Annotated in this window: 19 protein-coding genes and 1 pseudogene; 16 read left to right on the forward strand and 4 right to left on the reverse strand. The window is 73.7% G+C overall.

Translation table 11 applies throughout. The annotated features are described in order from the left end of the window. Positions 1 to 9 precede the first annotated feature (9 nt). The 5 genes from DMP15_RS06880 to yhjD all read left to right on the forward strand — a co-directional run bounded on the left by DMP15_RS06880 (position 10) and on the right by yhjD (position 6,163). The gene (locus DMP15_RS06880; RefSeq protein WP_073576404.1) at positions 10 to 2,664 is read left to right on the forward strand and encodes a bifunctional FO biosynthesis protein CofGH; all 2,655 of its coding nucleotides are present in this window, start codon (positions 10 to 12) and stop codon (positions 2,662 to 2,664) included. A gap of 72 nt (positions 2,665 to 2,736) precedes the next feature. Continuing rightward, the gene (locus DMP15_RS06885) at positions 2,737 to 2,913 is read left to right on the forward strand and encodes a hypothetical protein (protein ID WP_157818337.1); all 177 of its coding nucleotides are present in this window, start codon (positions 2,737 to 2,739) and stop codon (positions 2,911 to 2,913) included. A gap of 197 nt (positions 2,914 to 3,110) precedes the next feature. Next, positions 3,111 to 4,013, forward strand: coding sequence for a winged helix-turn-helix transcriptional regulator (locus DMP15_RS06890; protein ID WP_100878702.1), 903 nt, complete (start codon positions 3,111 to 3,113; stop codon positions 4,011 to 4,013). Positions 4,014 to 4,038: 25 nt separating this feature from the next. Then, on the forward strand, positions 4,039 to 5,052 hold the full coding sequence (trpS, locus tag DMP15_RS06895) for a tryptophan--tRNA ligase (RefSeq protein WP_075310254.1): 1,014 nt from the start codon (positions 4,039 to 4,041) through the stop codon (positions 5,050 to 5,052). Between the two features lie 46 nt (positions 5,053 to 5,098). Further along, positions 5,099 to 6,163: an inner membrane protein YhjD gene (gene yhjD / locus DMP15_RS06900; RefSeq protein WP_073576847.1), complete on the forward strand. Its 1,065-nt coding sequence runs from the start codon at positions 5,099 to 5,101 to the stop codon at positions 6,161 to 6,163. A 423-nt stretch (positions 6,164 to 6,586) separates the two neighbouring features. Here yhjD and DMP15_RS06905 read toward each other — a convergent pair whose 3' ends face one another. Both DMP15_RS06905 and DMP15_RS06910 read right to left on the reverse strand, forming a co-directional pair. Continuing rightward, a complete protein-coding gene (locus DMP15_RS06905; RefSeq protein ID WP_301549001.1) occupies positions 6,587 to 7,879 on the reverse strand; it encodes a D-alanyl-D-alanine carboxypeptidase family protein in 1,293 nt (430 codons plus the stop codon). An 80-nt stretch (positions 7,880 to 7,959) separates the two neighbouring features. Next, positions 7,960 to 8,409, reverse strand: a complete 450-nt coding sequence (locus DMP15_RS06910; RefSeq protein ID WP_100878701.1) for an SRPBCC family protein — start codon at positions 8,407 to 8,409, stop codon at positions 7,960 to 7,962. Between the two features lie 194 nt (positions 8,410 to 8,603). Here DMP15_RS06910 and DMP15_RS06915 point away from each other — a divergent pair, with 194 nt between their 5' ends. The 9 genes and pseudogenes from DMP15_RS06915 (at position 8,604) to murJ (ending at position 20,033) form a co-directional block, all read left to right on the forward strand. Then, positions 8,604 to 9,752 (forward strand): BMP family lipoprotein, encoded by a 1,149-nt coding sequence (locus DMP15_RS06915; RefSeq protein ID WP_083658772.1) that lies wholly within the window; start codon positions 8,604 to 8,606, stop codon positions 9,750 to 9,752. After that, entirely contained in the window at positions 9,749 to 11,260 is a 1,512-nt protein-coding gene (locus DMP15_RS06920; RefSeq protein ID WP_073576401.1) for an ABC transporter ATP-binding protein, read from the forward strand. The genes DMP15_RS06915 and DMP15_RS06920 overlap by 4 nt, the downstream gene beginning before the upstream one ends. Further along, positions 11,257 to 12,336: an ABC transporter permease gene (locus DMP15_RS06925; RefSeq protein WP_062397669.1), complete on the forward strand. Its 1,080-nt coding sequence runs from the start codon at positions 11,257 to 11,259 to the stop codon at positions 12,334 to 12,336. The genes DMP15_RS06920 and DMP15_RS06925 overlap by 4 nt, the downstream gene beginning before the upstream one ends. After that, positions 12,333 to 13,568: an ABC transporter permease gene (locus DMP15_RS06930; protein WP_100878700.1), complete on the forward strand. Its 1,236-nt coding sequence runs from the start codon at positions 12,333 to 12,335 to the stop codon at positions 13,566 to 13,568. Before DMP15_RS06925 ends, DMP15_RS06930 begins: the two co-directional genes overlap by 4 nt. Before the next feature lie 39 nt (positions 13,569 to 13,607). Next, on the forward strand, positions 13,608 to 14,009 hold the full coding sequence (locus DMP15_RS06935; RefSeq protein WP_073576845.1) for a cytidine deaminase: 402 nt from the start codon (positions 13,608 to 13,610) through the stop codon (positions 14,007 to 14,009). Continuing rightward, complete coding sequence (locus DMP15_RS06940; RefSeq protein WP_073576398.1) at positions 14,006 to 15,292, forward strand: thymidine phosphorylase; 1,287 nt, start codon at positions 14,006 to 14,008, stop codon at positions 15,290 to 15,292. Before DMP15_RS06935 ends, DMP15_RS06940 begins: the two co-directional genes overlap by 4 nt. Before the next feature lie 155 nt (positions 15,293 to 15,447). Continuing rightward, entirely contained in the window at positions 15,448 to 15,813 is a 366-nt protein-coding gene (locus DMP15_RS06945; RefSeq protein ID WP_083658832.1) for a DUF485 domain-containing protein, read from the forward strand. After that, positions 15,810 to 17,414, forward strand: a pseudogene (locus DMP15_RS06950) (solute symporter family protein); the annotation flags it as partial. The gene DMP15_RS06945 and the pseudogene DMP15_RS06950, both read left to right, overlap by 4 nt. Positions 17,415 to 18,056: 642 nt before the next feature. Beyond that, a complete protein-coding gene (murJ, locus tag DMP15_RS06955) occupies positions 18,057 to 20,033 on the forward strand; it encodes a murein biosynthesis integral membrane protein MurJ (protein WP_100878699.1) in 1,977 nt (658 codons plus the stop codon). A 276-nt stretch (positions 20,034 to 20,309) separates the two neighbouring features. Here murJ and DMP15_RS06960 read toward each other — a convergent pair whose 3' ends face one another. Beyond that, positions 20,310 to 21,635 carry a PA containing protein gene (locus DMP15_RS06960; RefSeq protein WP_161151570.1) on the reverse strand — a complete coding sequence of 442 codons (1,326 nt, stop codon included), beginning with the start codon at positions 21,633 to 21,635 and terminating at the stop codon, positions 20,310 to 20,312. Between the two features lie 184 nt (positions 21,636 to 21,819). Here DMP15_RS06960 and DMP15_RS06965 point away from each other — a divergent pair, with 184 nt between their 5' ends. Together DMP15_RS06965 and DMP15_RS06970 are read left to right on the forward strand one after the other, a co-directional pair. After that, positions 21,820 to 22,920: an adenosine deaminase gene (locus tag DMP15_RS06965; RefSeq protein ID WP_161151571.1), complete on the forward strand. Its 1,101-nt coding sequence runs from the start codon at positions 21,820 to 21,822 to the stop codon at positions 22,918 to 22,920. A 130-nt stretch (positions 22,921 to 23,050) separates the two neighbouring features. Continuing rightward, entirely contained in the window at positions 23,051 to 23,608 is a 558-nt protein-coding gene (locus DMP15_RS06970; RefSeq protein WP_073576393.1) for a TetR family transcriptional regulator, read from the forward strand. 26 nt (positions 23,609 to 23,634) lie between these two features. On the opposite strand, the gene DMP15_RS06975 is transcribed toward DMP15_RS06970, so the two are convergent. Beyond that, positions 23,635 to 26,109 (reverse strand): cytochrome P450/oxidoreductase, encoded by a 2,475-nt coding sequence (locus DMP15_RS06975; RefSeq protein ID WP_337825555.1) that lies wholly within the window; start codon positions 26,107 to 26,109, stop codon positions 23,635 to 23,637. Positions 26,110 to 26,174 lie beyond the last annotated feature (65 nt).

Below are 26,174 nucleotides of genomic sequence, written 5' to 3' on the forward strand. Positions count from 1 at the left end.
GTGGGTGGCATGGCCGATACTCCCGCCGCACCCGTCCCGGCCGAGGCCGAACCGCCGGTCGGACTCCCGACCCCCGCACCCGCCGAACCGGTGCCCTCGGACTCGGCGTTCCGCCGGGCCCTGCGCCGGGTCCGGGACGGGTCCACCCTCGACGTCACCGAGGCCGCCGTCCTGCTCGCCGCCCGCGGCGAGCACCTCGACGAGCTGCTCGGCCACGCCGGCCGGGTCCGCGACGCCGGACTCGTCGAGGAGGGCCGCCCGGGCGTGGTCACCTACTCCCGCAACGTCTTCATCCCCCTGACCCGGCTCTGCCGCGACCGCTGCCACTACTGCACGTTCGCGACCGTCCCGCACAGGCTCGACGACATGTTCCTGGAGCGCGACGAGGTCGTCGAGATCGCCCGCCAGGGCGCCGCGCAGGGCTGCAAGGAGGCCCTGTTCACCCTCGGCGACCGCCCCGAGGATCGCTGGCCGCAGGCCCGCGAGTGGCTCGAGGCGCGCGGCTACGACTCCACCCTGGACTACGTCCGGGCCTGCGCGATCGCCGTCCTGGAGGAGACCGGACTGCTGCCGCACCTCAACCCGGGCGTCATGAGCTGGGAGGAGCTGACCCGGCTCAAGCCGGTCGCGGCCAGCATGGGGATGATGCTGGAGACGACGTCGCAGCGGCTGTTCGAGAAGGGCGGCCCGCACTTCGGCAGCCCCGACAAGGAGCCCGCGGTCCGGCTGCGCGCCCTCACCGACGCCGGCCGCGTCGGCGTCCCGTTCACCACCGGCATCCTGATCGGCATCGGCGAGAACCGCACCGAGCGGGCCGAGTCGCTGTTCGCGATCCGCTCCGCCGCCCGCGCGCACGGGCACGTGCAGGAGGTGATCGTCCAGAACTTCCGGGCGAAGCCGGACACCGCGATGGCGAACGACCCGGACGCCGACCTGGAGGACCTGGCCGCCACCATCGCGGTCGCCCGGCTCGTGCTGGGTCCGAAGGTGCGGCTGCAGGCGCCGCCGAACCTCGTCGGCGACGAGCAGGCGCTGATGCTGCGCGCCGGGATCGACGACTGGGGCGGTGTCTCCCCGGTGACGGTGGACCACGTGTCCCCGGAGATGCCGTGGCCCGCCGTCGACGAGCTGGCCGCGATCACCGAGGCCGAGGGCTTCACGTTGCAGGAGCGGCTCACCGCCTACCCGAAGTACGTGCGGGCCGGGTCGCCGTGGATCGACGCGCGGCTGCACGGCCACGTCGCCGCGCTGTCCGGGCCGGACGGGCTCGCCCGGCCCGACGCCGTCGTGGAGGGGCGGGCGTGGCAGGAACCCGACGGCGGGTTCGCCTCGACCGGGCGCACCGATCTGAACTCCACGATCGACACGACCGGGCGCACCGAGGACCGGCGCAGCGACTTCGGCGACGTCTACGGCGACTGGGACGAGGTGGCCGCCGAGCTGGAGCACCAGCGCGCCGGGCACGGGGCGGCCCCCGAGCGGCTCGACTCCGACGTCCGGGCCGGGCTGGACCTGGCCGCGTCCGACCCGGCGGCGCTGCTCGACCCGGCGCACGCCGACGCCGCGATGGCCGTGCTGACCGCCGACGGACCCGCGCTGCGCACCCTGCTCGACCTCGCCGACGACGTGCGCAGGCAGGTCACCGGGGACGACGTCACCTACGTGGTCAACCGGAACATCAACTTCTCGAACGTCTGCTACGTCGGCTGCCGGTTCTGCGCCTTCGCCCAGCGCGAGCGCGACGCCGACGCCTTCCGGCTCTCGCTCGACGAGGTCGCCCAGCGCGCCGCGGAGGCCGCCCGCGACGGTGCCACCGAGGTCTGTGTGCAGGGCGGTATCGACCCGCAGCTGCCGGTGTCGTTCTACGCCGACCTGGTCCGCGCGGTCACCGCGGCCGTGCCGGGGATGCACGTGCACGCGTTCTCCCCGATGGAGATCGTCTCCGCGGCGGCCAAGGCCGGGGTGTCGATCCGGGAGTGGCTGACCGAGCTGAAGGCCGCCGGGCTCGGCTCGATCCCGGGCACCGCCGCCGAGATCCTCGACGACGAGGTCCGCTGGGTGCTGACCAAGGGCAAGCTGCCGGCGTCGCAGTGGATCGAGGTCGTGTCGACCGCGCACGAGCTGGGGATCCCCAGCAGCTCGACGATGATGTACGGCCACGTCGACGAGCCCCGGCACTGGCTCGGGCACCTGCGCACACTGGCGTCGATCCAGGACCGCGCCAGAGGGATCGGCGCAGTTGGGTTCACCGAATTCGTTCCCCTGCCGTTCGTGCACCACAACGCCCCGATCTACCTGGCCGGGATCGCCCGGCCGGGACCGACGGAGCGCGACAACCGGGCGGTGCACGCGTTCGCGCGGCTCGCGCTGCACGGGCGGATCGACCACGTCCAGTGCTCCTGGGTCAAGCTCGGCGACGACCTCGCCGCGGACATCCTGGCCGGGGGCGCCGACGACATGGGCGGCACCCTGATGGAGGAGACGATCTCCCGGATGGCCGGCTCGGAGAACGGCTCCGAGCGCTCCGTCGCCGAGCTCACCGCGATCGCGGCGGCCGCCGGTCGCCCGGTCCGGCAGCGGACGACGACCTACCGCGGCGAGCCCCGCGTGCTCACCCCGGCGCCGGGTACCGGGCCGCGGACGCTGCCGTTGACCCCGGCCTGATCCCGGCCGGTCCCGCGTCGCCTCCGGGCCGCGCGGGACCGGCCCGGCCGCCGATCGGCCTACGGTGGCGGTATGGGTGTACTCGGAGAGATGTTCCCGCGGAAGCGGATGCACGAGGACTCGGACGCCGCGCAGGGCGGGCAGCAGTGGCGGCTCGGCCCGATCGACCTCGACAAGGGCGTGGTGACGGTCGAGCCGGCCCCGCGGCCCGAGGACCCCGAGCAGGGGAAGGGCCGGGAGAACGGATGACGTGCTGACCGGGACGACGCCCCGCGGCTGCCGCAGCCCCCTCACCGCGCTGTCGCAGGACGTCCGCCCCGGCCGGTGGACCGACCCCCCGATCCGGCCCACCCCGCCGCCGGCCGTGCCCGGAGGCGCGGCTTCGATCGGCAGAGTGAGGCCAACGGTACGATCTTGAGCAGTCCGGGGTCAAGGGAGGCGAGCGGGTGCGGCCGCAGGAGCTGGGCGCCGTGGGGCGCGGTCTCGGCCTGCTCGCCGACACCTGGACGCTGTTGATCCTGCAGCGCGCGTTCCTCGGCGTCAGCCGGTACGCGGGGTGGCGGGAGACCCTCAACATCTCCGACGCGACGCTGTCGGCGCGGCTGCGCGGTCTCGTCGACGCGGGTCTGCTCGAGCCCCGCAGCTACGCCGACGGTGGCCGCGAGCGCCGCGGCTACGCCCTCACCGAGCGCGGCGGCGACATCTGGAAGCTGCTGATCTGCACCTGGGACTGGGAGAAGACCTGGGTCCCGCGGGAGGTCCCGCTCCCCGAGATCGTGCACCGCGACTGCGGCCGCCCCACCCGGGTGCGGGTGTGCTGCGCGGCCTGCGGCGGCGCGGTCGGGCCGCGGGACACCGAGGTCGAGCGCGAGCCGTGGGCGCCGGGGCTGGACCGGCTGGCCCGCAGGCACCCGCGGCGCACCCGCGGCGCGCTGCCCGTCGACCCGCTCTCGTTCCTGCCCGGTGCGATGGAGATCATCGGCGACCGGTGGGGTGCCGCCGTCCTCGGCGCCGCGCTCACCGGGATCCGGGCGTTCAACTGCTTCGCCCTCGAGCTGGCGATCTCCCCGGAGGTGCTGTCGGACCGGCTGCGCCGCTTCGTCGCGCTCGGGGTGCTCAGCCGCAGCGGCGACGGCGAGTACCGCCTCACCGACAAGGGGCGGGCCAGCTTCCCGATCCACGCCTGCCTGGTCGAGTGGTCGCACCGCTGGTGCGGCGGGGACGGCGCCCCGATCGACCTCACGATCCGCCACCGGGCCTGCGGGCAGCCGCTCTGCGTGCGGCTGGACTGCGAGCAGTGCGGGCGGGCGTTCGCCCGTGACTCGGTGTCCCCGGTGCGCCCGAGATGACGGACGGTAGGGAACGATGGCGGGCATGAACGACGCCCACCGTCCCCGCGTCCTGTCCGGGATCCAGCCCACGGCCGACTCGTTCCACCTCGGCAACTACCTGGGTGCGCTGCGTCAGTGGGTGGCCCTGCAGGACGACCACGAGGCGTTCTACTGCGTCGTGGACCTGCACGCGATCACGGTGGAGCACGACCCGGCCGAGCTGGCCCGGCGTACCCGGGTCGCGGCCGCCCAGCTGCTCGGGCTGGGGCTCGACCCGGACCGCTGCACGCTGTTCGTGCAGTCGCACGTCCCGGAGCACGCGCGGCTGTCCTGGATCCTGGAGTGCATCACCGGCTTCGGCGAGGCCGGCCGGATGACCCAGTTCAAGGACAAGTCCGCCAAGCAGGGCACCGACCGGGCGACCGTCGGGCTGTTCACGTACCCGATCCTGCAGGCCGCGGACATCCTGCTCTACCAGGCCGACCGCGTCCCGGTCGGCGAGGACCAGCGCCAGCACCTGGAGCTGACCCGCAATCTCGCGCAGCGGTTCAACCACCGCTTCGGCGAGACGTTCCGGGTGCCCGAGCCGCACATCCCGCAGGCCACGGCGAAGATCTACGACCTGCAGGACCCGACGGCGAAGATGAGCAAGTCGGCGTCGTCGCCCAGCGGGATCGTGGAGCTCCTCGACCCGCCGCGGACCTCGGCCAAGAAGATCCGCTCCGCGGTGACCGACAACGAGCGCGAGATCCGCTTCGACCCGGAGAACAAGCCGGGCATCGCGAACCTGCTCACCATCAACGCGGCGATGACCGACCGGAAGGTCGCCGAGGTCGAGGCCGAGTACGTCGGCCGCGGCTACGGCGACCTGAAGAAGGACCTGGGCGAGATCGTCGCCGCGTTCGCGGAGCCGTTCGCGGAGAAGGTGAACGGCTACCTGGCCGATCCGGCCGAGCTCGACCGGGTGCTCGCGCGCGGTGCCACCCGTGCGCGTGAGGTCTCCGGCGCGACACTGGCCGCGGTTCACGAGAGGATCGGGTTCCTCCCGCCCGTCTGAGCGACGCTCGCCGGGGCGGGGAGCGAACCACCGAACCGGGGGAATGATGGCCGAGAACCGCGCCGCCACGATCGCGCACCGGCTGGAGACCGACGAGGAGGAGACCGAGACCTTCCTCGACCGCCAGCGGGAGAAGCATCCGTGGCTCGACCACCTGGTCCGGGCGGGGGAGCGCTACACCGAGAACCACGGCGACCACTACGCCGCGGCGATCACCTACTTCTCCATCCTGGCGCTGGTACCGCTGCTGATGGTCGGGTTCGCGGCGGCCGGGTTCGTGCTGCGCGGCAACCCGGAGCTTCTCGACTCCCTGCGCCAGGCGATCGAGTCGGCCGCGCCGGGCCAGATCGGCGAGCTGCTCGGCGGGATCGTGCAGACCGCGATCGACCGGGCCGGGGCGATCGGTCTGATCGGTCTGGTCGGCGCGCTCTACTCGGGCATCGGCTGGATGAGCAACCTGCGTGAGGCGCTGACCGAGCAGTGGGGCCAGCGGGACGATGCCCCACCGATGATCAAGCGACTGGCGTTCGACCTGCTCGCCCTGGTCGGGCTCGGGCTGGCCCTGGTGCTGTCGTTCGCGATCTCCTCGATCGGTGGCGCGGCGGGGAGGTTCCTGCTCGACCTGGTCGGCCTCGGCGAGGCGACGTGGGCACGCGTGCTGCTGAGCATCGCCTCGTTCCTGCTCGTGCTCGCCGGGAACTGGCTGGTGTTCCTGTGGGTGATCGCCCGGCTGCCGCGCGAGCCCGTGTCCCTGCGCAGCGCGGCCAGGGCCGCGCTGATCGGCGCGATCGGGTTCGCGATCCTGCAGCGGGTGATGGTGATCTACCTCGGCTCGGTCACGAACTCCGCGGCCGGTGCGGCTTTCGGCTCGATCCTCGGTCTGCTGGTCTTCATCTTCTTCACCTCGCGGTTCCTGCTGTTCGTGACGGCCTGGGCCGCCAGCGCCGAGGAGAACGACCTGGGCTACCGCGACCTGCCCGCCCCCGCGATCATCCGGCCGCAGTACGTCGTCCGGGACGGGCCGGGCGCGCTCGCGTCGGCGGGCCTGGTCACCGCGGGTCTGATCGGTGGGGCACTCGGCCTGCGGGCCCTGGGGCGCCGGCGGCGCTGACCCGCCGCGGCACGGTCCGCACACCGCGGGTCCACCCACCGGGGCTGCCGCGCTGCGGCGAGGTGCCGACGGCCCGTGGTCACCGGGGTGCCCCCGCCACGCCGTCCCGCCCCGATCTCGAAGGACGTGATCCCGACGAGTTCGCTCACCCGGTAAGCGAGACCGCAGGAGGGTGTGGACCCCGGCGCTCGGGCGCTCGGGTGAGTCGGCGCCGCACCGGCCGGGTCTCCGGTACCGGCCCCGACGAACTCGTTCGCCCGGTGAACGTTCCGCGGACCTGAGCTCCGGGGATGATCCTGACGAGTCCGCTTACCCGGTAAGCGAACTTCGCAGGAGGGTGCACCCGGCCCTCGGGCACCGGGGCGAGCCGGCGCCGACCCGGGCGGGTCCCGGGCGTCCGCGTGGTCCCGTCCGTGCCGCAGGTCAACGGCGCCGGCGCAGCCGCGCGGCCACCAGCGCCCCGACGCCGGCGAGCGCGGCGACCCCGCCGACCAGCACCGCGGCGGGGATCGGCGCAGCACCCGCGGGATCCGGGGCGCCGGTCGACGTCGCCCCGTCGGCGCTCCTCGTCGCCCCGTCCGCGCCCCCGGAGCCCGTCGCGCCGTCCGCGCCGTCTGCCCCGCCCGCGGGGGCCGCGGCGCCCCGGGGCGTGCCCGAGCCGTCGGCGGAGCCCGTGGTGCCCGGCTCGACCAGCGTCCCGATCCCGGTGGCCGGGGCGCCGAAGCCCCAGTCCAGCAGGGCGCGGGCCTGGTCGACCATCAGCACCGGCCGGGGCTCGCCGCGCACGAGGGCCACGACCAGCCGTCGCCCGTCGCGCTCCATCGCCCCGACGAAGGTGTGCCGGGCGGCGTCGGTGAACCCGTTCTTGCCGCCGAGGAAGCCGGGGGCACCGAGGAGCCGGTCGTCGTTGCCGAGCAGGAAGCCGGGCTTGTCGGCGAACCCGGGGAACGGGATGCTCCGGGTGGTCAGCGCGGCCGCGATCCGCGGGCGCTCCAGTACGGCGCGCAGCAGCAGGCCCAGGTCGTAGGCCGAGGCGGACATCCCCGGGCCGTCGAGGCCGGCGGGCGTCGCGGGACGGGTGTCCAGGGCACCGAGGCGGCGGGCCTCGTCGCGCATGGCGGCCAGCGTCGCGGGGGCCCCGCCGAGTTCGCGGGCCAGGGCGTTCGCGGCGTCGTTGCCCGAGGACAGCAGCAGCCCGTGCAGCAGCTGGTCGACCGTGTAGCGCCCGCCGGGGCCGATCCCGGCCCGGCTGCCGTCAACGTTCGCGTCATCGGCGGTGCCCACGACCACCCGGTCCATCGGCAGCCGCTCGTCGACGACCAGCGCGAGCAACAGCTTGATCGTCGACGCCGGACGCTGCCGCGCGTGCGGGGCCCGGGCGGCGAGCACCGCACCCGAGTCGAGGTCGGCGACGACGTACGACGCGACCCCGACCGGCGGGGGCGGCACCGGCCCGGCGTGGGTGTCACCGCAGCCGCCGAGCCGGCCGACCGGTGGCGACGGCACCGGCAGCGGGGGGAGGGGCACCGTCTCCTCCCGCGCGGGCGGGCCGGGCGGGACCTCCTGCCCCGGGCACCCCGCGGTGACCGCGACCGGAGTGGCGGAGGCGACCGGTGCGGTGCCCGCCGCCCCGGCCAGCGCGAGCGCCACGACGACGGGAACGAGCAGCCGGGCGGCGGGTCGGCGCGGGGAACCCGGGCCGGCGGGGGTCGTCACCGTTGCAGCATGACCCACGGCCCGGCGGAACGGGCCGCCCGCTGCGGGCCCGGCACCACGGACCGCGCCCCGCGGCACGGTCAGCGCTCGACGATCTCCTTGACCCGGTCCAGGCTGCGCTCCAGCCCGTCGCGCATCAGGGCCTCGCGGTCCCGGCCCAGGATCCCGCTGCGCTGCAGCAGCCGTACCGGCAGCGCCGCCTCGCCGGTCTTCTCCCGCCAGGCGACGACGGTCGTCGCCCCGTCCCCGGCCGGCTCCAGGACCCAGCCCCAGGCCGTCTTCGACTCGCCGACCACGAAGGTGAACCGGCGGGCCGGCTCGCACTCGGTGACCCGGCAGTGGGTCGACCAGCGGATCCGGCCGCGCCGGTTCCCGCCGGTGAACCTGGCGCCCACGGCGGGCCCCGCCGCGTCGCCGCGCCACCGTCCCCCGGTGGCCTCCGGGCTCCACTCACCGGCCCGGGTGATGTCCGAGACCAGCTCCCACACCCGCTCCGGTGGGGCCTGCACCGTACGTTCCGCGCGATCCATCGATCCTCCTCCGAGACTGCTGTCACCTCCCGGGTACAAGATCGTCCGGGTGTGCGGACGGTACCGTCCGTCAACCGCTCGACGATTCCGCGTCACGGCCGTGTTTCGAGTTCTGCCGAAACCGTTGTCCAGCGGTTACCGTCCCGTCCGGACATGCGCCGCCGAGCGGTGGCGCCGGAGGGGGAGGTCACCTCGTGCGGATCAACCAGCGCATCGGAGGCAGGGGCCGGTACGCGACCGCGATCGCGCTCGTGGCCGCGGCGGCACTCACGCTAGCGGGCTGTGCCCGCGACACCGGCGGGGGCGGCGGCGCCCAGGCCGGGGAGTGTGAGCGCGTCGCGCCGCCGTCGGTCCCGGCAGCGTCGGCCCAGCCGGCGCCGGAGGCTCCGAAGGCGGACGCGAGCCGGCTCAAGGTCGGGCTGGCCTACGACATCGGCGGCCGTGGCGATGCCTCGTTCAACGACGCGGCGGCCGCCGGCCTCGACCGCGCCGTCGCCGAGCTGGGGCTCCAGAAGGCCAACACGCGCGAGGCGACGGCCCAGGCGGGGGAGAGCGAGGACGCGGGCACCAACCGCCTCCGCCAGCTGGCCCAGGGCGGGTTCAACCCGATCGTCGCGGTCGGCTTCAACTACGCCACCGGCGTGAAGACCGTCGCGACCGAGTTCCCGAACATCCAGTTCGCCATCGTCGACGACGACACGGTCGACCTGCCCAACGTCAAGCCGCTGGTCTTCGCCGAGGAGCAGGGCTCGTTCCTGGTCGGCGCCGCGGCCGCGCTGAAGACCTCGACCTGCAAGGTCGGGTTCATCGGCGGCGTCGACAACCCGCTGATCCAGAAGTTCGACGCCGGCTACGAGCAGGGTGCCAAGGCCGTCGCGCCGCAGATCGACGTCGAGTCTGCCTACATCTCCCCGGCCGGCGACTTCACCGGCTTCAACGACGCCACCCGCGCCACCGAGATCGCATCCGGCCAGTACGACGGCGGCGCCGACATCGCCTTCGCCGCGGCGGGCCAGTCGAACCAGGGTGTCTTCGCGGCCGCGCAGACCGCGCAGAAGAAGGCCATCGGCGTCGACTCCGACCAGTACAACTCGCCGCAGCTGACGCAGGTCCGCGACACGATCATGACGTCGATGATCAAGCGGGTCGACGTGGCGGTCTACGAGTACATCAACGCGGTCGCGGGCAACGCCGTCGCGACGCTCCCGGCGCGATTCGACCTCGCCAACAACGGTGTCGGCTACTCCACCTCCGGTGGCCAGGTCGACGACATCGTCCCGCAGCTCGAGGCGTACAAGGCCGCGATCATCGCCGGACAGATCGACGTCACGTCCACGAAGTGACCGACGAGCGCCACGCGGTCGAACTGCGCGGGATCACCAAGCGGTTCCCCGGCGTCGTCGCGAACGACGGCGTGGACCTCACCGTCACCCACGGTGAGGTCCATGCCCTCTGCGGCGAGAACGGGGCCGGCAAGTCGACCCTGATGAAGATCCTCTACGGGATGCAGACGCCCGACGAGGGCACGATCGTCGTCGACGGGGCGGACACGCACTTCCGCAGCCCCGCCGACGCCATCGCCGCGGGGATCGGGATGGTCCACCAGCACTTCATGCTGGCCGACAACCTGACCGTCGCCGAGAACGTGCTGCTCGGCGCCGAGCGCCTGCACGGCATCGGGAAGGCGGCCCGGGCGCGGATCACCGAGCTGTCCGCGACCGTCGGGCTCGCCGCCCGGCAGGACGCGCTCGTCGAGCACCTCGGCGTCGCCGACCGGCAGCGCATCGAGATCCTGAAGGTGCTCTACCGCGGCGCCCGCACGGTGATCCTCGACGAGCCGACCGCGGTGCTGGTCCCGCAGGAGGTCGACGAGCTGTTCGCGACCGTGCGCCGGATGCAGGGCGACGGCTACACGTTCCTGTTCATCTCGCACAAGCTCGACGAGGTCCGCGCCGTCGCCGACCGGATCACCGTGATCCGCCGCGGCCGCACGGTCGGCACCGCGGACCCGCTGACCGTGACCAACCGCGAGCTGGCGGAGATGATGGTCGGCTCGGAGCTGCCCTCGCCGGAGACCCGCGAGTCGACCGTGACCGACCGCGAGGTGCTGCGCGTCGAGGGCCTCGGGCTGACGAGCCCGGACGGCGGCCGCGACCTGCTCGACGGCGTCGACCTCGTCGTGCACGCCGGTGAGGTGCTGGGCATCGCCGGCGTCGAGGGCAACGGCCAGACCGAGCTCGTCGAGACGGTCATGGGGATGCGCAGGCACGCCCGTGGCCGGGTGCTGCTGAACGGCACCGACATCTCGGCGAACTCCACGATGGCCCGCCGCGAGGCCGGCATCGGCTACGTCCCCGAGGACCGGTCCCGCCACGCCCTGCTCGGCGAGCAGCCGCTGTGGGCGAACCGGATCCTCGGGTTCCAGTCCCGGCCGCCGATCGCCCGGCGCGGGCTGCTGGACACCGCCGCCGCGCGCACCGACACCGAGCGGATCGTGCGCGACTTCGACGTGCGTACCCCCGGAATCGACGTCATGGCGGCCGCGCTGTCCGGTGGCAACCAGCAGAAGCTCGTCGTCGGACGGGAGCTGTCCGGCGACCCGGTGCTGCTCATCGCGGCCCACCCGACCCGCGGTGTCGACGTCGGCGCACAGGCAGGCATCTGGGCCGAGCTGCGCCGCGCCCGCGCGGCCGGGCTCGCGGTGCTGCTGGTCTCGGCCGACCTCGACGAGCTGATCGGCCTGTCCGACACCCTCGCCGTCATCTCCGGCGGGCGGCTGGTCGGCACCGCCGATCCCGCGACCGTGACCCCCGAGGAGCTGGGTACCAAGATGACCGGAGCCGCCACGTGAGCCGGCTGCGGGGCGCCGTCGTCGCGCCCGTCCTCGCGATCGCGGTCGCCGCCCTGCTCTGCGGGGTCGCACTCGTGATCAGCGGGGCGTCGCCGTGGACGGCGGTCACCACCATCCTCGCGCAGGTCGGGTCGGGCACGGTCGTCGTGGACACCGTGAACTCCGCCGCCGTCTACTACCTCGCCGCCCTGGCCGTCGCGATCGGCTTCCAGATGCGGCTGTTCAACATCGGCGTCGAGGGCCAGTTCCGGGTCGCCGCCTGCGTCGCCGCGATCGTCGGCGGGACGGTGGCGCTCCCGCCCGTCCTGCACACCGTGCTGATCATGGTGGTGGCGCTGCTGACCGGCGCCGCCTGGGTCGCGATCCCGGCGCTGCTCAAGGCCTACCGCGGCGTCTCCGAGGTCATCTCGACGATCATGCTGAACGCGATCGCCACCGGGCTGATCGCCTACCTGATCCGCGCCGAGACCTTCGGCGAGCTGCGCGGCAACAACATCACCACCCCGCCGATCCCCGAGTCGGGCTGGTTCCCCGGGATCCCGGTCGGCAACGGCGCGATCTTCGGGATGGTGTTCGTCGCGGCCGCGCTGGGCATCGGCTACTGGTTCCTGCTCGGACGCACCCGGTTCGGCTTCGAGCTGCGCGCCTCCGGCGAGTCGGCGACGGCCGCCGCGACCGGCGGGGTGAACGCGCGCCGCACGATCGTCGTCGCGCTGCTGCTCTCCGGTGCGGTCGCCGGGCTGGTCGGATTGCCCGAGCTGCTCGGGCGCGACCACGCCTACACGCTGTCCTCGCCGCAGGGCTACGGCTTCACCGGCATCGCGATCGCGCTGCTGGGCCGCAACCACCCCGTCGGCATCGCGCTGGGCGCGCTGCTGTGGGCGTTCCTGGACAAGTCCGCGGTGGCGCTCGACGTCGTTGGCATCCCGCGGGAGATCGTACTGATCATGCAGGGCCTGATCGTGCTGTCGGTGGTCGTCGCCTACGAGGTCGTCCGCCGGGTCGAGCGCCGGGCCGAGCAACGGCGGGTCGCCGCGGCGGCCCCCGCACCACAACCGGCGGAGGTGTCGTCGTGACCGCGGTGCTGGATCGTGCGCGGTCCCTGCCCGGCTGGGCCCGGTCGGCGCTGATCGCGGCCGTGCTCGTCGCCGTCCTGTCGGTCACGGTGACGCTGACCGGCCAGATCCAGCTGACCTCCGGTGGCACCGCGTCCGCCGCGGTGCGGCTGGGGCTGCCGATCCTGCTCGCCGGCCTGGGCGGCCTCTGGGCCGAACGCGCCGGAATCATCAACATCGGCCTCGAGGGCATGATGGTGCTCGGCACCTGGGGCGCGGCCTGGGCCGGCTACCAGTGGGGGCCGTGGGCGGCGATGCTCGGCGGGCTGGTGTTCGGCGCGCTCGGCGGGCTGCTGCACGCCGTCGCGACGGTGACGTTCAACGTCAATCACATCGTCTCCGGCGTCGCGATCACCCTGCTCGGGACGGGGCTGACGAAGTACCTGGCGACGCTGGTCTTCACCCCGGTCTCGCAGAACCCGCGCCAGTCCCCGCGGCTGGAGGGCTTCACCGAGTTCTCGATCCCCGGGGTCTCCGAGGGCCTCGCGGCGCTGGAGGCCCAGCAACGGGTGTTCGTCTCCGACCTCGCCGGGTTGCTGTCCGGGCTGGTCACCGGCCTGACGCCGATCCTGGTCATCGGGGTCGCGCTGGTCCCGGTGAGCTACCTCGTGCTGTGGCGGACGGCGTTCGGGCTGCGGCTGCGCAGCGCGGGCGAGTCGCCGGTCGCGGCGGAGTCGCTCGGCGTGAACGTGGTGCTGCACAAGTACGTCGCGGTCACGATCTCCGGCGCGCTCGCCGGGCTCGGCGGTGCGGCCCTGGTGCTCAACCCCGGCCAGCTCGGCTACCTGGAGAACCAGGTCGGCGGCCGCGGGTACATCGGCCTCGCCGCGATGATCTTCGGCAACTGGCGGCCCGCCGGGCTGCTCGTCGGCTCGGCGCTGTTCGGCTACGTCGACGGCCTGCAGCTGCGTGCCGGCGGTGAGGCGGTGCACGCGCTGCTCTACGGCGCGACGCTGGTCGCGGTCGTCGTCGCGGTGCTGTGGGCGATCCGCCGGATGTGGACCGCCGCCGCCGTCGCGCTCGTCGCGGGGCTGCTGGTGTACGCGGTCTACTGGTCGGTCGACACCGTGCCCAGCGAGTTCGCCTCCTACGCCCCGCAGCTCGTCACGCTGATCGTGCTCGCGGCGGCCTCGCAACGACTACGACCACCGGCCCGGCTCGGCGAGCCGTACCGGCGCGGGGAGGGACGCTAGATGGCAGGCGGGGGACCGTCCGGAGCGGGCGCGGACATGATGCGGCCCGACGCGCCCGTCCCGGACTGGGACGCCCTGCGGGCCGCCGCGGTGCAGGCCGCGGCCTGGGCGTACGCGCCGTACTCCCGGCTGCGCGTCGGCGCGGCCGCACTCGTCGACGACGGGCGGGTGGTCACCGGCTGCAACGTCGAGAACGCCTCCTACGGTCTCGGCGTCTGCGCAGAGGTGACCCTCGCCGGGCAGCTGCGCCTCTCCGGCGGCGGACGGCTGCTCGCGGTCGCCTGCCGCTCCGGCGACGGCGACCTGCTCATGCCGTGCGGCCGCTGCCGCCAGGTGCTCCACGAGTTCGGCGGCGCCGCCCTGCTCTGCGACACCCCGCGCGGGGTGCTGCCGTTCACCGAGGTGCTGCCCGACGCGTTCGGCCCGGAGGATCTCCCGTGAGCTTCTCCGCGGTCGAGGTCATCGCGGCCAAGCGCGACTGCCGCACGCTGTCGAGGGCCCAGATCGACTGGGTGGTCGACGCCTACACCCGCGGCGAGGTGGCCGACGAGCAGATGGCCGCGCTGGCCATGGCGATCCTGCTCAACGGCATGGAGCCCGGCGAGATCGCGCACTGGACCCAGGCGATGATCGACTCCGGCGAGGTCCTCGACTTCGGCGACGTCGGACGCCCGCTGGTCGACAAGCACTCCACCGGCGGCGTCGGGGACAAGATCACGCTGCCGCTGGCGCCGCTCGTCGCGGCCTGCGGGGCGGCGGTGCCGCAGCTGTCCGGACGCGGGCTCGGCCACACCGGCGGCACCCTGGACAAGCTGGAGGCCGTCCCCGGCTGGCGCGCCTCGCTGACCACCGACGAGATCACCGCGCAGCTGCGCGAGGTCGGCGCGGTCGTCTGCGCGACGACGCCCACGCTCGCCCCCGCCGACAAGCGGCTCTACGCGCTGCGCGACGTCACCGGCACCGTCGAGTCCGTCCCGCTGATCGCCAGCTCGATCATGAGCAAGAAGCTCGCCGAGGGCACCGGCGGGCTGGTCCTCGACGTGAAGGTGGGGTCCGGCGCGTTCATGAAGACCCTGCCGCGCGCCGGGGAGCTCGCCGACGCGATGACCGCGATCGGGGCCGCCCACGGCCTCCCGACCACCGCGCTGCTCACCGACATGTCCCGCCCGCTGGGCCGCTGCGTCGGCAACGCCCTGGAGGTCGCCGAGTCGGTCGAGGTGCTGCGTGGTGGGGGACCGGCCGACCTGGTGTCGCTCACCGTCGCGCTGGCCACGGAGATGCTCGCCCTCGCCGGTCTGCCCGACGCCGACCCGGCCGCCGTGCTCGCCTCCGGTGCCGCGTACGACGTGTGGGAGCGGATGATCGCCGCGCAGGGCGGGGACCCGTCCGCACCGCTGCCGGTGGCCACGCACGTCGAGACGGTCGTCGCCGAGCGGTCCGGGATCTTCGCCGGGGCCGACGCGCTCGCCGTCGGCACGGCGGCCTGGAAGCTCGGAGCCGGGCGCGCCCGCAAGGAGGACCCGGTACAGGCCGGGGCCGGGGTCCGGCTGCTGGTCGACCCGGGCGACGAGGTCCGTCCCGGCACCCCGCTCGCCGAGCTGCACACCGACGACGACGCCCGGCTCCCCACCGCCCGCCGGCTGCTCGCGGGAGCGGCACTGATGATCACCACGGACCCGCCGCCCGAGCGGGACCTCGTCCTCGACGTCCGCCGGGGCAGCTGACCCGGCCCGGCCGGGGTCGCATGCGATCCCGAACGGCGTCAGGTGGCTGACGGGACGTGACAGATCTTCCTGCGTCCGCGTGCCGCATTCGTGACGAAACGTAACTCTCGGTGTCTCCGTCCGTTACGCACAGTGTGAACCGTTCGCCGGCGACGATGCCGTCCCCCAGCCACGTCCCCGTGTCACCGGACCGCGCGGGGGTGACGGCGGGCCCCGACGTCTGGACCACGGCCGAGGCGAGCGAGGACTTCCGCGAGCTCCGCGCGCGCCTGCTGCGTTTCGTGCTGCCGGCGACCGCGGGCTTCCTGGGCTGGCTGTTCCTGTTCGTGGGGCTCAGCGCCTGGGCGCCCGGGCTGCTCGGCACCCGGGTGCTCGGCGACCTCACGCTGGCGCTGGTGCTGGCCATCGGGCAGTTCGTCACGACGTTCGCGATCACCGCGCTGTACGTCCGGTACGCCGGCCGCCGGCTCGACCCGCTCGCCGACGAGATCCGTGAGCGTCTCGAGCGGGGCCACCGGTGACCGCAGCCGTCGCGGCCGTGTCCCCGGCCCCCGGGGACCCGCTGCTCAACATCCTGGTCTTCTCGTCGTTCATCCTCCTGGCCTTCGTCCTGGTGCTGCGGGTGCGGCGGCGCTCGTCGGCGGCCCGGGACTACTACACCGCGGGCAGCGGCTTCACCGGTCCGGAGAACGGCCTGGCCCTGTCCGGGGACTTCCTGTCGGCCGCGACGTTCCTCGGCATCGTCGGCGCGGTCGCCGTCGCCGGTCCCGACGGGTTCCTCTACGCCGTCGTCGCCTTCGTCGCCTGGCTGGTGGCGCTGTTCTTCGTCGCCGAGATGCTGCGCAACACCGGTCGCTACACGATGGCCGACGTCCTCAGCTACCGGTTGCGGCAGCGCCCGGTGCGCGCGGCCGCCGCGACCTCGGCGGTGGTGATCTCCACGCTGTACCTGCTCGGCCAGCTCGCGGGCGCGGGCGGCCTGCTCGCGCTGCTGCTGAACATCACCGACCGCGCCGGGCAGTCCGCGACGATCGCCGGGGTCGGGGCCGTGGTCATCGGGTACGTGCTGATCGGCGGGATGAGCGGCGCGACCTGGATCCAGATCGTGAAGGCGGTCCTGCTGCTGGCGACCGGGATGATCATGGCCGCGTTCGTGCTCGGCACGACCGGTCTGAGCCTGCCCGCGCTGCTGACCGCGGCGGTCGCGAACCACCCGCGCGGCGAGGCCGTGCTGTCCCCGGGGCTGCTGTACGGCGGTGGCCTGACGGCCAACCTGGACCTGCTGTCACTGGCCGTCGGCGGTGTCCTCGGTGTGGCCGGGCTCCCGCACATCCTCATGCGCTTCTACACCGTCCCCGACGCCCGGCAGGCCCGGAAGTCGGTCGTGTGGGCGATCTGGCTGATCGGCGCGTTCTTCCTGCTGGTACTGGCGCTCGGGTACGGCGCCACGGCGCTGGTCGGGCCGGAGGCGATCCTCGCCGCGCCAGGCGGGGTGAACTCGGCGGCGCCGCTGCTGGCACTGCAGATCGGCGGGCCGGTGATGCTGGCGCTGGTCTCGGCGGTCGCCTTCGCGACGATCCTCGCGGTCGTCGCCGGTCTGATGATCACCGCCGCGGCCGCGTTCGCCCACGACGTGTACGCCCAGCTGCTGCGCCGCGGGCAGGCCACCGCGGCCGAGGAGGTCCGCGTCGCCCGGCTGACCACCGTCGTCATCGGGCTCGTCGGCATCGCCGGGGGCATCCTGGCCAACGGCCAGAACATCGCGTTCCTGGCCGCCCTGACCTTCGCGATGGCCGCCTCGGCGAACCTGCCGACGCTGCTGTACTCGCTGTTCTGGAAGGGGTTCACCACGACCGGTGCCCTGTGGAGCATGTACGGCGGCCTCACCGTCACGCTGACACTCATCGTGTTCTCGCCCGCGGTGTCCGGGGCGCCGACGGCGATGCTGCCCGACCTCGACTTCGCGTGGTTCCCGCTGGCGAACCCGGGCCTGGTGTCGGTCCCGGTGGGCTTCCTGCTCGGCTACCTCGGCTCCGTCCTGGGCCGCGAACGCCCCGACGCCGCCGGGCATGCGCAGATGTCGGTCCGGGCGCTGACCGGGGCCGGACTGCAACGTGCGGTGCCCGAGGGCCTGCCGGCGCCGCTCCCCACCGGCCACGGTGCCCACCCGGCCCCCGCCGGTCACGGCGTAACCCCGGTCCCCACCGGTCACGGAGCCCACCCGGACCCCGCCGGTCACGGAGTCCACCCGGCCCCCGCCGGTCACGGTGCCCACCCGCGCCCCGACGGTCCTGCGGCCCACCCGGGCCCGGCCGGTCCCGCGGTGCACCGGGGCCCGGCCGGGCCCGCGCCGCACCGGAGTCCGGACGGTGGGGCGGCCCGTACCGCTCGGCCGGACGGTGCCGCCGCACCTCTCCGCACGGGACGCCCCCACGGCGGGCCGTGGCGCGACGCCCGGCCCGGTGGCGGCCAGCCGGCGGGTCCGTACCGGCCGCCGGCCGCCCCGGGGCGGGACCCGCAGTTGCGCCCGGGGCGGGAGCGGCCCGGGCCCGGTACGCCGTCCCGCTGAGCCGCGTCCCCGGCCCCCGGCCGACGCCCGCCGGCCGGAGCCGGGCCGTGGCCGGCGGGCGCCGCCGGGACGGGCGGATCCGTGACACGCCCGCCGCTGCGCCGTGACGCCGGGCCGGTGCGCCCACCGGTGGGTGACGGCGCGGTGCCGGGCGGGCGTCGGCACGACGATTCCGATCCGGCACGATGGACGACGATGCGTGAGGACCGACGAGCGGCGGAGCGGGCGCCCCACCCCGCGGTGGTGCGGCACCAGCTGCTGCCCCGACCGGTGATGGGCCCCGACGCCCGGCGGACCCCGCGGACGCCCCCGGAGGGGGCCGCCGAGGTGACCCGTCCGCTCGGGCCCGGCCGGATCCCCGACCCGGGGGAGCCGACCACCCCGCTGGGACCGGTGGCCGGCGCGTCGCCCGGCCGTCCCACACCCCCGGCGCGCCCGGACGGCGCCGCCGCGGGTCCGGGGACGCCCTCGCACGGCACCGCGCCGGCGGGGGAGACGCCCGGGGACGGCGGAGCACCGGCCCCGGGGACGTCCGGGGACGACCCCGCCGGGACCACACCGTCCGGCGGCGCGGAGCACACCGGCTCGCTCGTCCGCTCCTCCGGCATGATCGCGATCGCCAGCCTGGTCAGCAGGCTCACCGGCTTCGTCCGGAACCTCGCGCTGGTCGCGGTGCTGGGCTTCGCGGTCGTCAACGACTCCTACACGATCTCGAACACGCTGCCGAACATCGTCTACGAGCTGCTGCTCGGCGGGGTCCTGACCAGCGTGATGATCCCGGTGCTGGTCCGCGCCCAGGCCGAGGACGCCGACGGCGGCGAACGCTTCACCCGGCGTCTGCTCACCGTCGTCGGGGCCGCGTTGCTGGTCGCGACCCTGATCGCGATGGCCGCCGCCCCGCTGCTGACGAGGCTCTACCTCGGCTCGGGGGACACCGGGCAGGCCAACCCGGCCCTGGCCACGGCGTTCGCCTGGCTGCTGCTGCCGCAGATCTTCTTCTACGGCATCGGCGCGCTGCTCGGCGCGGTCCTGAACTCGAAACAGGTGTTCGGGCCGTTCGCCTGGGCGCCGGTGCTCAACAACCTGGTCCTGCTGGGTGTGCTCGTCGTCTACGTGCTCGTGCCGGGGGAGATCTCGGTCGACCCGGTCCGGATGGGTGACCCGAAGCTGCTGGTGCTGGGTGTCGGGACGACGCTCGGCATCGTCGTCCAGGCACTGGTGCTCATCCCGTTCATGCGCAGCATCGGGTTCCGCTACCGCCCGGTGTGGGGCTGGGACCCGCGGCTGTCGCTGGCCGGCGGGATGGCGCTGTGGATCGTGGCCTACGTGCTTGTCGGGCAGGCCGGCTACATCGTCACCACCCGGGTCGCCGCGTCGGCGTCCGAGGGGTCGGTCGCGACCTACATGAACGCGTGGCTGCTGCTCCAGGTCCCGTACGGGGTGCTCGGGGTGTCGCTGCTGACCGCACTGATGCCGCGGATGAGCCGCGCCGCGGCCAAGGGCGACGTCGACCAGGTCGTCACCGACCTCTCGCTCGGCGCGCGCCTGTCCACCGTCGGGCTCGTCCCGATCGCGGCCGTCATGACGGCGTTCGGCCCGTCCCTGGGCACCGCGCTGTTCTCCGTCGGGGCGGGCAGCGGGACCGGGGCCGAGCGCCTCGGTCAGGCCGTCGCCTGGTCGGCGTTCGGGCTGCTGCCCTACGCGGTCACGATGCTGCAGATGCGCGTGTTCTACGCGATGACCGACTCCCGCACCCCGACGCTGATCCAGGTCGGCATGGTGGGGGTCAAGATCCCGCTGTTGCTGGCGTGCCCGCTGCTGCTCCCGCCGGAGCAGGTCGTGCTCGGCCTCGCCGCGGCGAACGGGGTCTCGTTCGTCGGGGGCGCGGTGCTCGGGCAGTGGCTGCTGCGCCGCCGCCTCGGGCGGGCCCGCTCCGGCGAGGTCCTGGTGTGCCTGGCCAAGGTCGCGTCCGCCTCCGCGGTCGCCGCCGCCGTCGCCTGGGGTCTCACCCGGCTGCTGGGCCCGGTGCTGGCGGACTGGCCGGACGTGGCTCGCGCCTGGACCCTGCTGGTCGGTGGCGCGCTGATCGCGCTGCCGCTGGCCGTCGCCGGGATGCGGGTGCTGAAGGTGTCCGAGCTCGACGCCGTCTTCCGCCGCCTCGCCCGCCGCTGACCCTCCTGCGTCGCCCCCCGCGGGGTGCCCCCAGGGGAACCTTCGTGGCTTAGAGCGCTACGAGAGTTCCCCTGGGGGCACCCCCGCCGGGGCGTGCGGGGCGCGGTTGGGGCGGAGCTGAGGGCAGGATCCACGACGACCTCCGTCCACCGGCAGCGGTGCGGAGACGATGGGACCGTCGCGGCCGGTTGTCACCGGCCGGTGCAAGGGCCCGGAACGCACGAACACCGCGCCCCCGGCGTGCGGGGCGCGGCGTCCGTCAGGAGAACCGGCGGCTCAGTCGTCCGGGTCGTCGCCGACCAGGTCGGCGGCGGAGGCACCGTTCTGGCTCTTCACCGCGACCTTGGCCCGCCCGCGGCGCTGGGCCGGGCGGGGCGGGGGCGGCGGGGCCTGCTGGGCGTACTGCCCACCCCGGCCCATGATCAGCTCCGCGAACGTCGCCATGGCCTCGTCGAGCTGGCTGGCGTTGCGGCGCTCGGACTCGGCGTTGGCCTTGGTGACCAGGTCGCTGACCGAGCCGGTGTCCGGACGGTCGCGCAGCACGGTGTCGAGGCCGGCGAGCCGGTCGTCGACGCCCGTCGAGAGCTTGTCCACGTCGCCGGCGAGCTTCTCGAGGCGGGTGTCGACCTCCCCGGTCAGCTTGTCGAGGCGGCCGTCGACGTCGCCGGTCAGCTTGTCGAGGCGGCCGTCGACGCTCTCGCCGAGCGCGTCGAACCGGCCGTCCACGGCCTCCGACAGCGACGACAGCCGCTCGGTGACCGAGCCGTCGAGCTCGCCGAGGCGGTCCTTCAGGGACCCGCCGAGCTTGCCGACCCGCTCCTTGACCGACCCGTCCAGGTCGGTCAGCTTGCCGTCGAGACCGGACTCGACCGAGTCGAGCCGGGTGCCGACCTCCTCCAGGCGGGCGGAGAGGGCCTCCAGCCGCTCGGTGAGGGCGTCGAACGCCGGGGCCGGGTCGACGGCCGGGCGCTGGGCCAGGTCCTCCAGGCGGCGGTGCAGGCCCACCGAGGTGTCGCCCAGCAGATTGCGCAGGCCCTCGCCGGTCTCCTCGAAGGAGTGCACGGCCGCGTCGAGCTGCTCGCGCACCTGACGCTCGACGCCGTCGACCCGCTCCTTGATCGGGGAGGCGACGGCGTTCGGCATCGCGTCGAGCCGCATCTCGTGCCGGTCGAGGCGGTTGTCGAGGTCGTCGAGGCGCTTGTGCAGGCCGCCCAGGCGGTCGTCCAGGCCGTCCATCCGGCCCGAGACGCCCTCGAGGCGCCCGCCCATGCCGTCGAGCCGCCCGTCGAGCTGGGCGATCGGCTTGGCCAGCTTGTCCGGCAGGGACTCGATGGCCCGGGTGATCGCGCCGAGCACGATCTCGGTGTTGTCCAGCTTGGACACGGTCTCGTCGAGGCGCTCGGCCAGGACGTTCAGCTCGGTCCGGTCGGGGAGTTCGGTGAGCTTCTTGCGCACGGTGCCGATGGCGTCCAGGGCCGCCAGCCGGGCGTGGATCTCGTCGAGGGAGTCGAAGATCTGCTGCTGTTCGCTGTCACGGATCTCGGCCGCTCGCATGAGCATGCCGCGCATCCGGTCGAACGAGAGGTTCGAAGTGTCGCTCATGGCACCTGCTGCGCTTCCTCTGAGCCAAGTGGGGAGTGCCCAGAGGGTAGCGACCGCCGTACGAGGGTCGACGGACGGTGTTGCGCTCGGCCGTCCGGGGCATGTCTCCGCGCCCGGATCGGGTCGATCATGGCAGGTCCGGGCGCCGGTCGTCGCGCGCCACGCCGCTCGGTACCGTGCCCGGGTGGCAGATCCCACCGCTCCCGTCCCGGTCACCCGCGACACCGTCCGCCGCGCCCCCAAGGTGCTCCTGCACGACCACCTCGACGGCGGCCTGCGGGTCGGGACCGTCGTCGACCTGGCCCGCGAGTACGGCTACGACAAGCTCCCCACCACCGACCCCGGCGAGCTCGCGGCCTGGTTCCTCGGTGCCGCCCACTCCGGCTCGCTGGTCCGCTACCTCGAGACCTTCGGGCACACCGTCGCCGTGCTGCAGACCCGGGAGGCGCTGACCCGGGTCGCGGCCGAGGCCGCCGAGGACCTGGCCGCCGACGGTGTCGTCTACGCCGAGGTGCGTTTCGCCCCCGAGCTGCACGTCGAGGGCGGTCTGGACCTCGACGCCGTCATCGCGGCCGTCCTCGACGGGTTCCGGATCGGCACCGCCCGCGCCGCGGCGGCCGGGAACACCGTCCGGGTCGGCACCCTGCTCACCGCGATGCGGCACGCCGCCCGGTCCCGGGAGATCGCCGAGCTGGCCGTGCGCCACCGCGACTCCGGCGTGGTCGGGTTCGACATCGCCGGCGCCGAGAAGGGGTTCCCGCCCACCCGCCACCTCGACGCGTTCGAGTACGTCCGTCAGCAGAACGCCCACGTCACCATCCACGCCGGTGAGGCGTTCGGGCTGCCGTCGATCTGGGAGGCCGTGCAGTGGTGCGGCGCCGACCGGCTCGGACACGGCGTCCGGATCGTCGACGACATCACCGTCACCGACGACGGCCCGCACCTGGGCCGCCTCGCCGCCTGGGTCCGCGACAGCCGCGTCCCGCTGGAGATGTGCCCGACCTCGAACGTGCACACCGGCGCCGCGTCGTCGCTGGCCGAGCATCCCATCGGGCTGCTCACCGACCTGCGGTTCCGGGTCACGGTCAACACCGACAACCGGCTGATGTCCGGCTGCACCATGACCAGCGAGATGTACGACCTGGCCGAGACCTTCGGCTACGGCTGGGACACCCTGCGCTGGTTCACCGTCAATGCGATGAAGTCGGCGTTCATCGGGTTCGACGAGCGCCTGGCGCTCATCGAGGACGTCATCAAGCCCGGGTACGAGGCCCTGTCGCGCTAGTCGTGCCGGCCAAGCCGACGCTCCTCGTCCCGATCGACACGACCGTGGTGGGCCCGGCGGTCCCCGCACCGGTGTCCGGGCCGACGCGAGGGCGCGGAGCCGCGTGTCACTGCTGTCCTACGCTCGTCGCATGAGTGCTCCTGCCTTCTACACCGAACTGCGCGCGTTGCGGCTCGAGAGGGTGCTGGACGCCTCGGTCGAGCTGATCACCGAGGAGGGCTGGGACCGGCTCAGCATCACCAAGGTCGCCCAGCGCTCCGGAGTGCCGCGGCAGAGCCTGCACAAGGAGGTCGGTACCAAGGCCGAACTCGGCCGCGCCGTGGTGGACCGTGAGGTCGAACGGTTCCTGGCGCGGGTGCAGGAGGGAGTGGCGGCCCATCCCGACTCGCTGGAGGACGGGATCGCCGCGGCGGCGCGCCACGCACTCGACCACGGTCGGGAGAACGCGGTCCTCGCCGCGGTCCTGCGTCCCGGCCACGACCACGGTCTCCTGGAGCTGGTCGCCGTGCATCCGGACGTCGTGCTCGGCAACGCCGTGCAGGCCCTCGGCGCCCAGCTCGGTGCGGCCGCCCCCGAGGCCATGGTCGACACCGTGGTCCGGCTCGTCCTCAGCCATCTGCTGCAACCGACCGTGGAGGTCGACCAGGCCGTGGACCGGGTCAGGCACGTGGTGCGCGGATTCGCCTGAGTCCCGGCCCCCCGACGGCAGCCGTCTCAGAGGTCCAGGACCAGTCGCCGGGTCAGCGCGCGTGACACGCACGTCATCATGACCTCACCCCGCTCCCGCTCGGCCCGCGAGAGCACCGCGTCGCGGTGATCGGGGGTGCCCTCGACGACGTCGGCCTCGCAGGTGCCGCAGATGCCCTCCATGCAGGAGCCCATCACGGCCACACCGGCCTGCTCCAGCGCGTCGAAGACCGACATGCCTCGAGCGACGTCCACGGTGACCCCCGAGGCGGCGCATTCGACCTCGAACGTGTCCAGCCCTCCCGTGGTCGGGTCGGCCACCGCGGCCACGAACCGTTCGAGATGCAGGCTGTCCCGGGGCCAGGTACCGCACCTGCCCTCGACCGCGTCGAGGAGTGCGCCCGGGCCGCAGCAGTAGACGAGGGTGTCGGTCCGCGGGGTGCCCAGGACCGAGTCGAGGTCGAGCAGGCCGCGCTCGTCCTGGGGCCACACGGTCACCCGCTCGTCGTCGTCGAGCTCGTCGAGGAAGGCCATCGACGTCCGGGACCGGCCGCCGTACAACAGGTGCCAGTCGGCGCCGTCGGACCGGGCGGACTCGACCATGGCGCGGATGGGGGTGATGCCGATGCCGCCGGCGATGAACTGGTAGCGAGGTGACGGTTCGAGGGCGAAGTGGTTGCGGGGACCTCGGACACGCAGCGTGTGCCCCACATCCAGCGTGTCGTGCACGTACGCCGACCCTCCGCGACTCCGCGGTTCGCGCAGCACCGCCACCCTCCAAGGGGAGCCCGGCGCTGGGTCGCCGCACAAGGAGTACTGCCGTGTCAGCCCGCGGTTCAGGACCACGTCGATGTGGGCACCGGGCGCCCAGGCCGGCAAGGCGGCGCCCGTGGGGTCGGTGAGGGTCAGCTCGACGACCCCTTCGGCCACCTCGCGGCGCGACGCGACCTGCAGGTCCAGGAGGCCGGCGCCGCGCGGGGTGGCCCGCCCGACCCGGGACGACGACGTCGGCGTCGCGGTGGGGGTGGGCTCGGAGACGGGCGAGGCGGACGACTCCGCAGCCGGGGCCGCCCCCCGCTCGGCGGCCAGGGCCGAGCGGTACGGGCCGTCGCCGGGCCGCTCTCCACCCGCAGGCGTCAGCCGCACCATCATCGAGCTGTAGCCGCGCACGAAGTTCGACTGCACCCGGGTCGGTTCGGCGAGGACCTCGATGTCGTCGAAGCGTGCGAGCAGCTCCTCCCAGAGGATGCGCAACTGCAACTCGGCGAGCCGGCTGCCCATGCAGCGGTGCGGACCGATACCGAACGCAAGGTGGTGCCGTGCGTTCCGCCTGTCGATGAGGAACGAGTCCGGGTCCTCGAACGTCCGCTCGTCCCGGTTCGCCGAGGCGTACCACATGACGACCTTGTCGCCCTTGCGGATGAACTGGCCGTTCAGGACGGTGTCGCGCGTGGCGACCCGGCGCATGTAGGCCAGCGGTGTCTGCCACCGCAGGATCTCGTGGACCAGCTTCGGCACGAGCGACGGATCGGCCCGCAGCCGGTCGAACTGCTCGGGGAACTGGTTGAGGGCCAGCACGCCACCGGTCATCGAGTTCCGGGTGGTGTCGTTGCCGCCCACCACGAGCAGTACCAGGTTGCCCAGGAACTCCATCGGACGATGGATCAGGTCCTTGGTGTCCTCGGAGAGCTGCATGAGGGTGATGAGGTCGTAACCCGGCTCGTCACCGTCGGCGAGACGAGCCGCCTTCTCGTGCCACAGCTCGCTGAAGGCGCGTGCCATCTCCGCGGCGCCGCGGTAGATCTCGTCGGTGTTGTTGGAGCCGCCGGTCGCCGACGCGCTCGTCGCCACCAGATCCGTCCACTGCACCAGCTTGCGGCGCTGGTCGTACGGGAAGTCGAGCAGGGTGGCCAGCATCCGCGAGGTCAGCTCCACGCTGACCCGGTCGACCCAGTCGAACGGCTCTCCCACCGGCAACCCGTCGAGGACCTCCCGCACACGCGAACGGATCAGGCCCTCCATCTCCTCGAGGTTCTTCGGAGCCACGACACCCTGCACGGCTGCGCGCTGCTGGTCGTGGCGCGGCGGGTCCATCGCGATGAACATCTCGATGTCGAGACCGTCCGGCGGCGAACCGAGGACGATCTGCGGTTCCGCGGAGAAGGTCTCGAAGTCCTTGTCGACCCGCACGATGTCGTCGTACCGGGTGACCGACCAGAACGGCCCGAACGCGCTGTCGGCCCGGAAGTGCACGGGCGCCTCGTCGCGCAGCCGACGGAAGTAGGGCAGCCACTGCTGCTGACGCCACAGGAACGGGTTGCTGACGTCGATCTCGGTCAGGTCGAGGTCGGACACCTCCGCGATGTCGGACTCGCTGAAGCGTGGTTGCCCGTCACCGACCACCAGCCTCCTGGCCCGCTGCATCAGATGCAGCGCCTGGATCTGGCGGCGCATCGGGATCGCCGCCTGGGCTCGGGTGCGGACCTGATCGGGAACGCGCATGCCGTCGACCACCTTGTCGAGATGACTGCTGACGACATAAGCGAATCACAAGTCCCCGACGCTGA

The sequence above is a fragment of the Pseudonocardia sp. UM4_GMWB1 genome, from assembly GCF_017312155.1.
Classification (GTDB): Bacteria; Actinomycetota; Actinomycetes; order Mycobacteriales; family Pseudonocardiaceae; genus Pseudonocardia; species Pseudonocardia alni.

Coding starts and splice junctions, on each gene's coding strand:
- DMP15_RS06880 (WP_073576404.1), top strand. CDS start 10: ATGGCCGATACTCCCGCCGCACCCGTCCCGGCCGAGGCCGAACCGCCG.
- DMP15_RS06885 (WP_157818337.1), top strand. CDS start 2,737: ATGGGTGTACTCGGAGAGATGTTCCCGCGGAAGCGGATGCACGAGGAC.
- trpS (WP_075310254.1), top strand. CDS start 4,039: ATGAACGACGCCCACCGTCCCCGCGTCCTGTCCGGGATCCAGCCCACG.
- yhjD (WP_073576847.1), top strand. CDS start 5,099: ATGGCCGAGAACCGCGCCGCCACGATCGCGCACCGGCTGGAGACCGAC.
- DMP15_RS06910 (WP_100878701.1), bottom strand. CDS start 8,409: ATGGATCGCGCGGAACGTACGGTGCAGGCCCCACCGGAGCGGGTGTGG.
- DMP15_RS06935 (WP_073576845.1), top strand. CDS start 13,608: ATGCGGCCCGACGCGCCCGTCCCGGACTGGGACGCCCTGCGGGCCGCC.
- DMP15_RS06945 (WP_083658832.1), top strand. CDS start 15,448: ATGCCGTCCCCCAGCCACGTCCCCGTGTCACCGGACCGCGCGGGGGTG.
- murJ (WP_100878699.1), top strand. CDS start 18,057: ATGCGTGAGGACCGACGAGCGGCGGAGCGGGCGCCCCACCCCGCGGTG.
- DMP15_RS06960 (WP_161151570.1), bottom strand. CDS start 21,635: ATGAGCGACACTTCGAACCTCTCGTTCGACCGGATGCGCGGCATGCTC.
- DMP15_RS06970 (WP_073576393.1), top strand. CDS start 23,051: ATGAGTGCTCCTGCCTTCTACACCGAACTGCGCGCGTTGCGGCTCGAG.
- DMP15_RS06975 (WP_337825555.1), bottom strand. CDS start 26,109: ATGCGCGTTCCCGATCAGGTCCGCACCCGAGCCCAGGCGGCGATCCCG.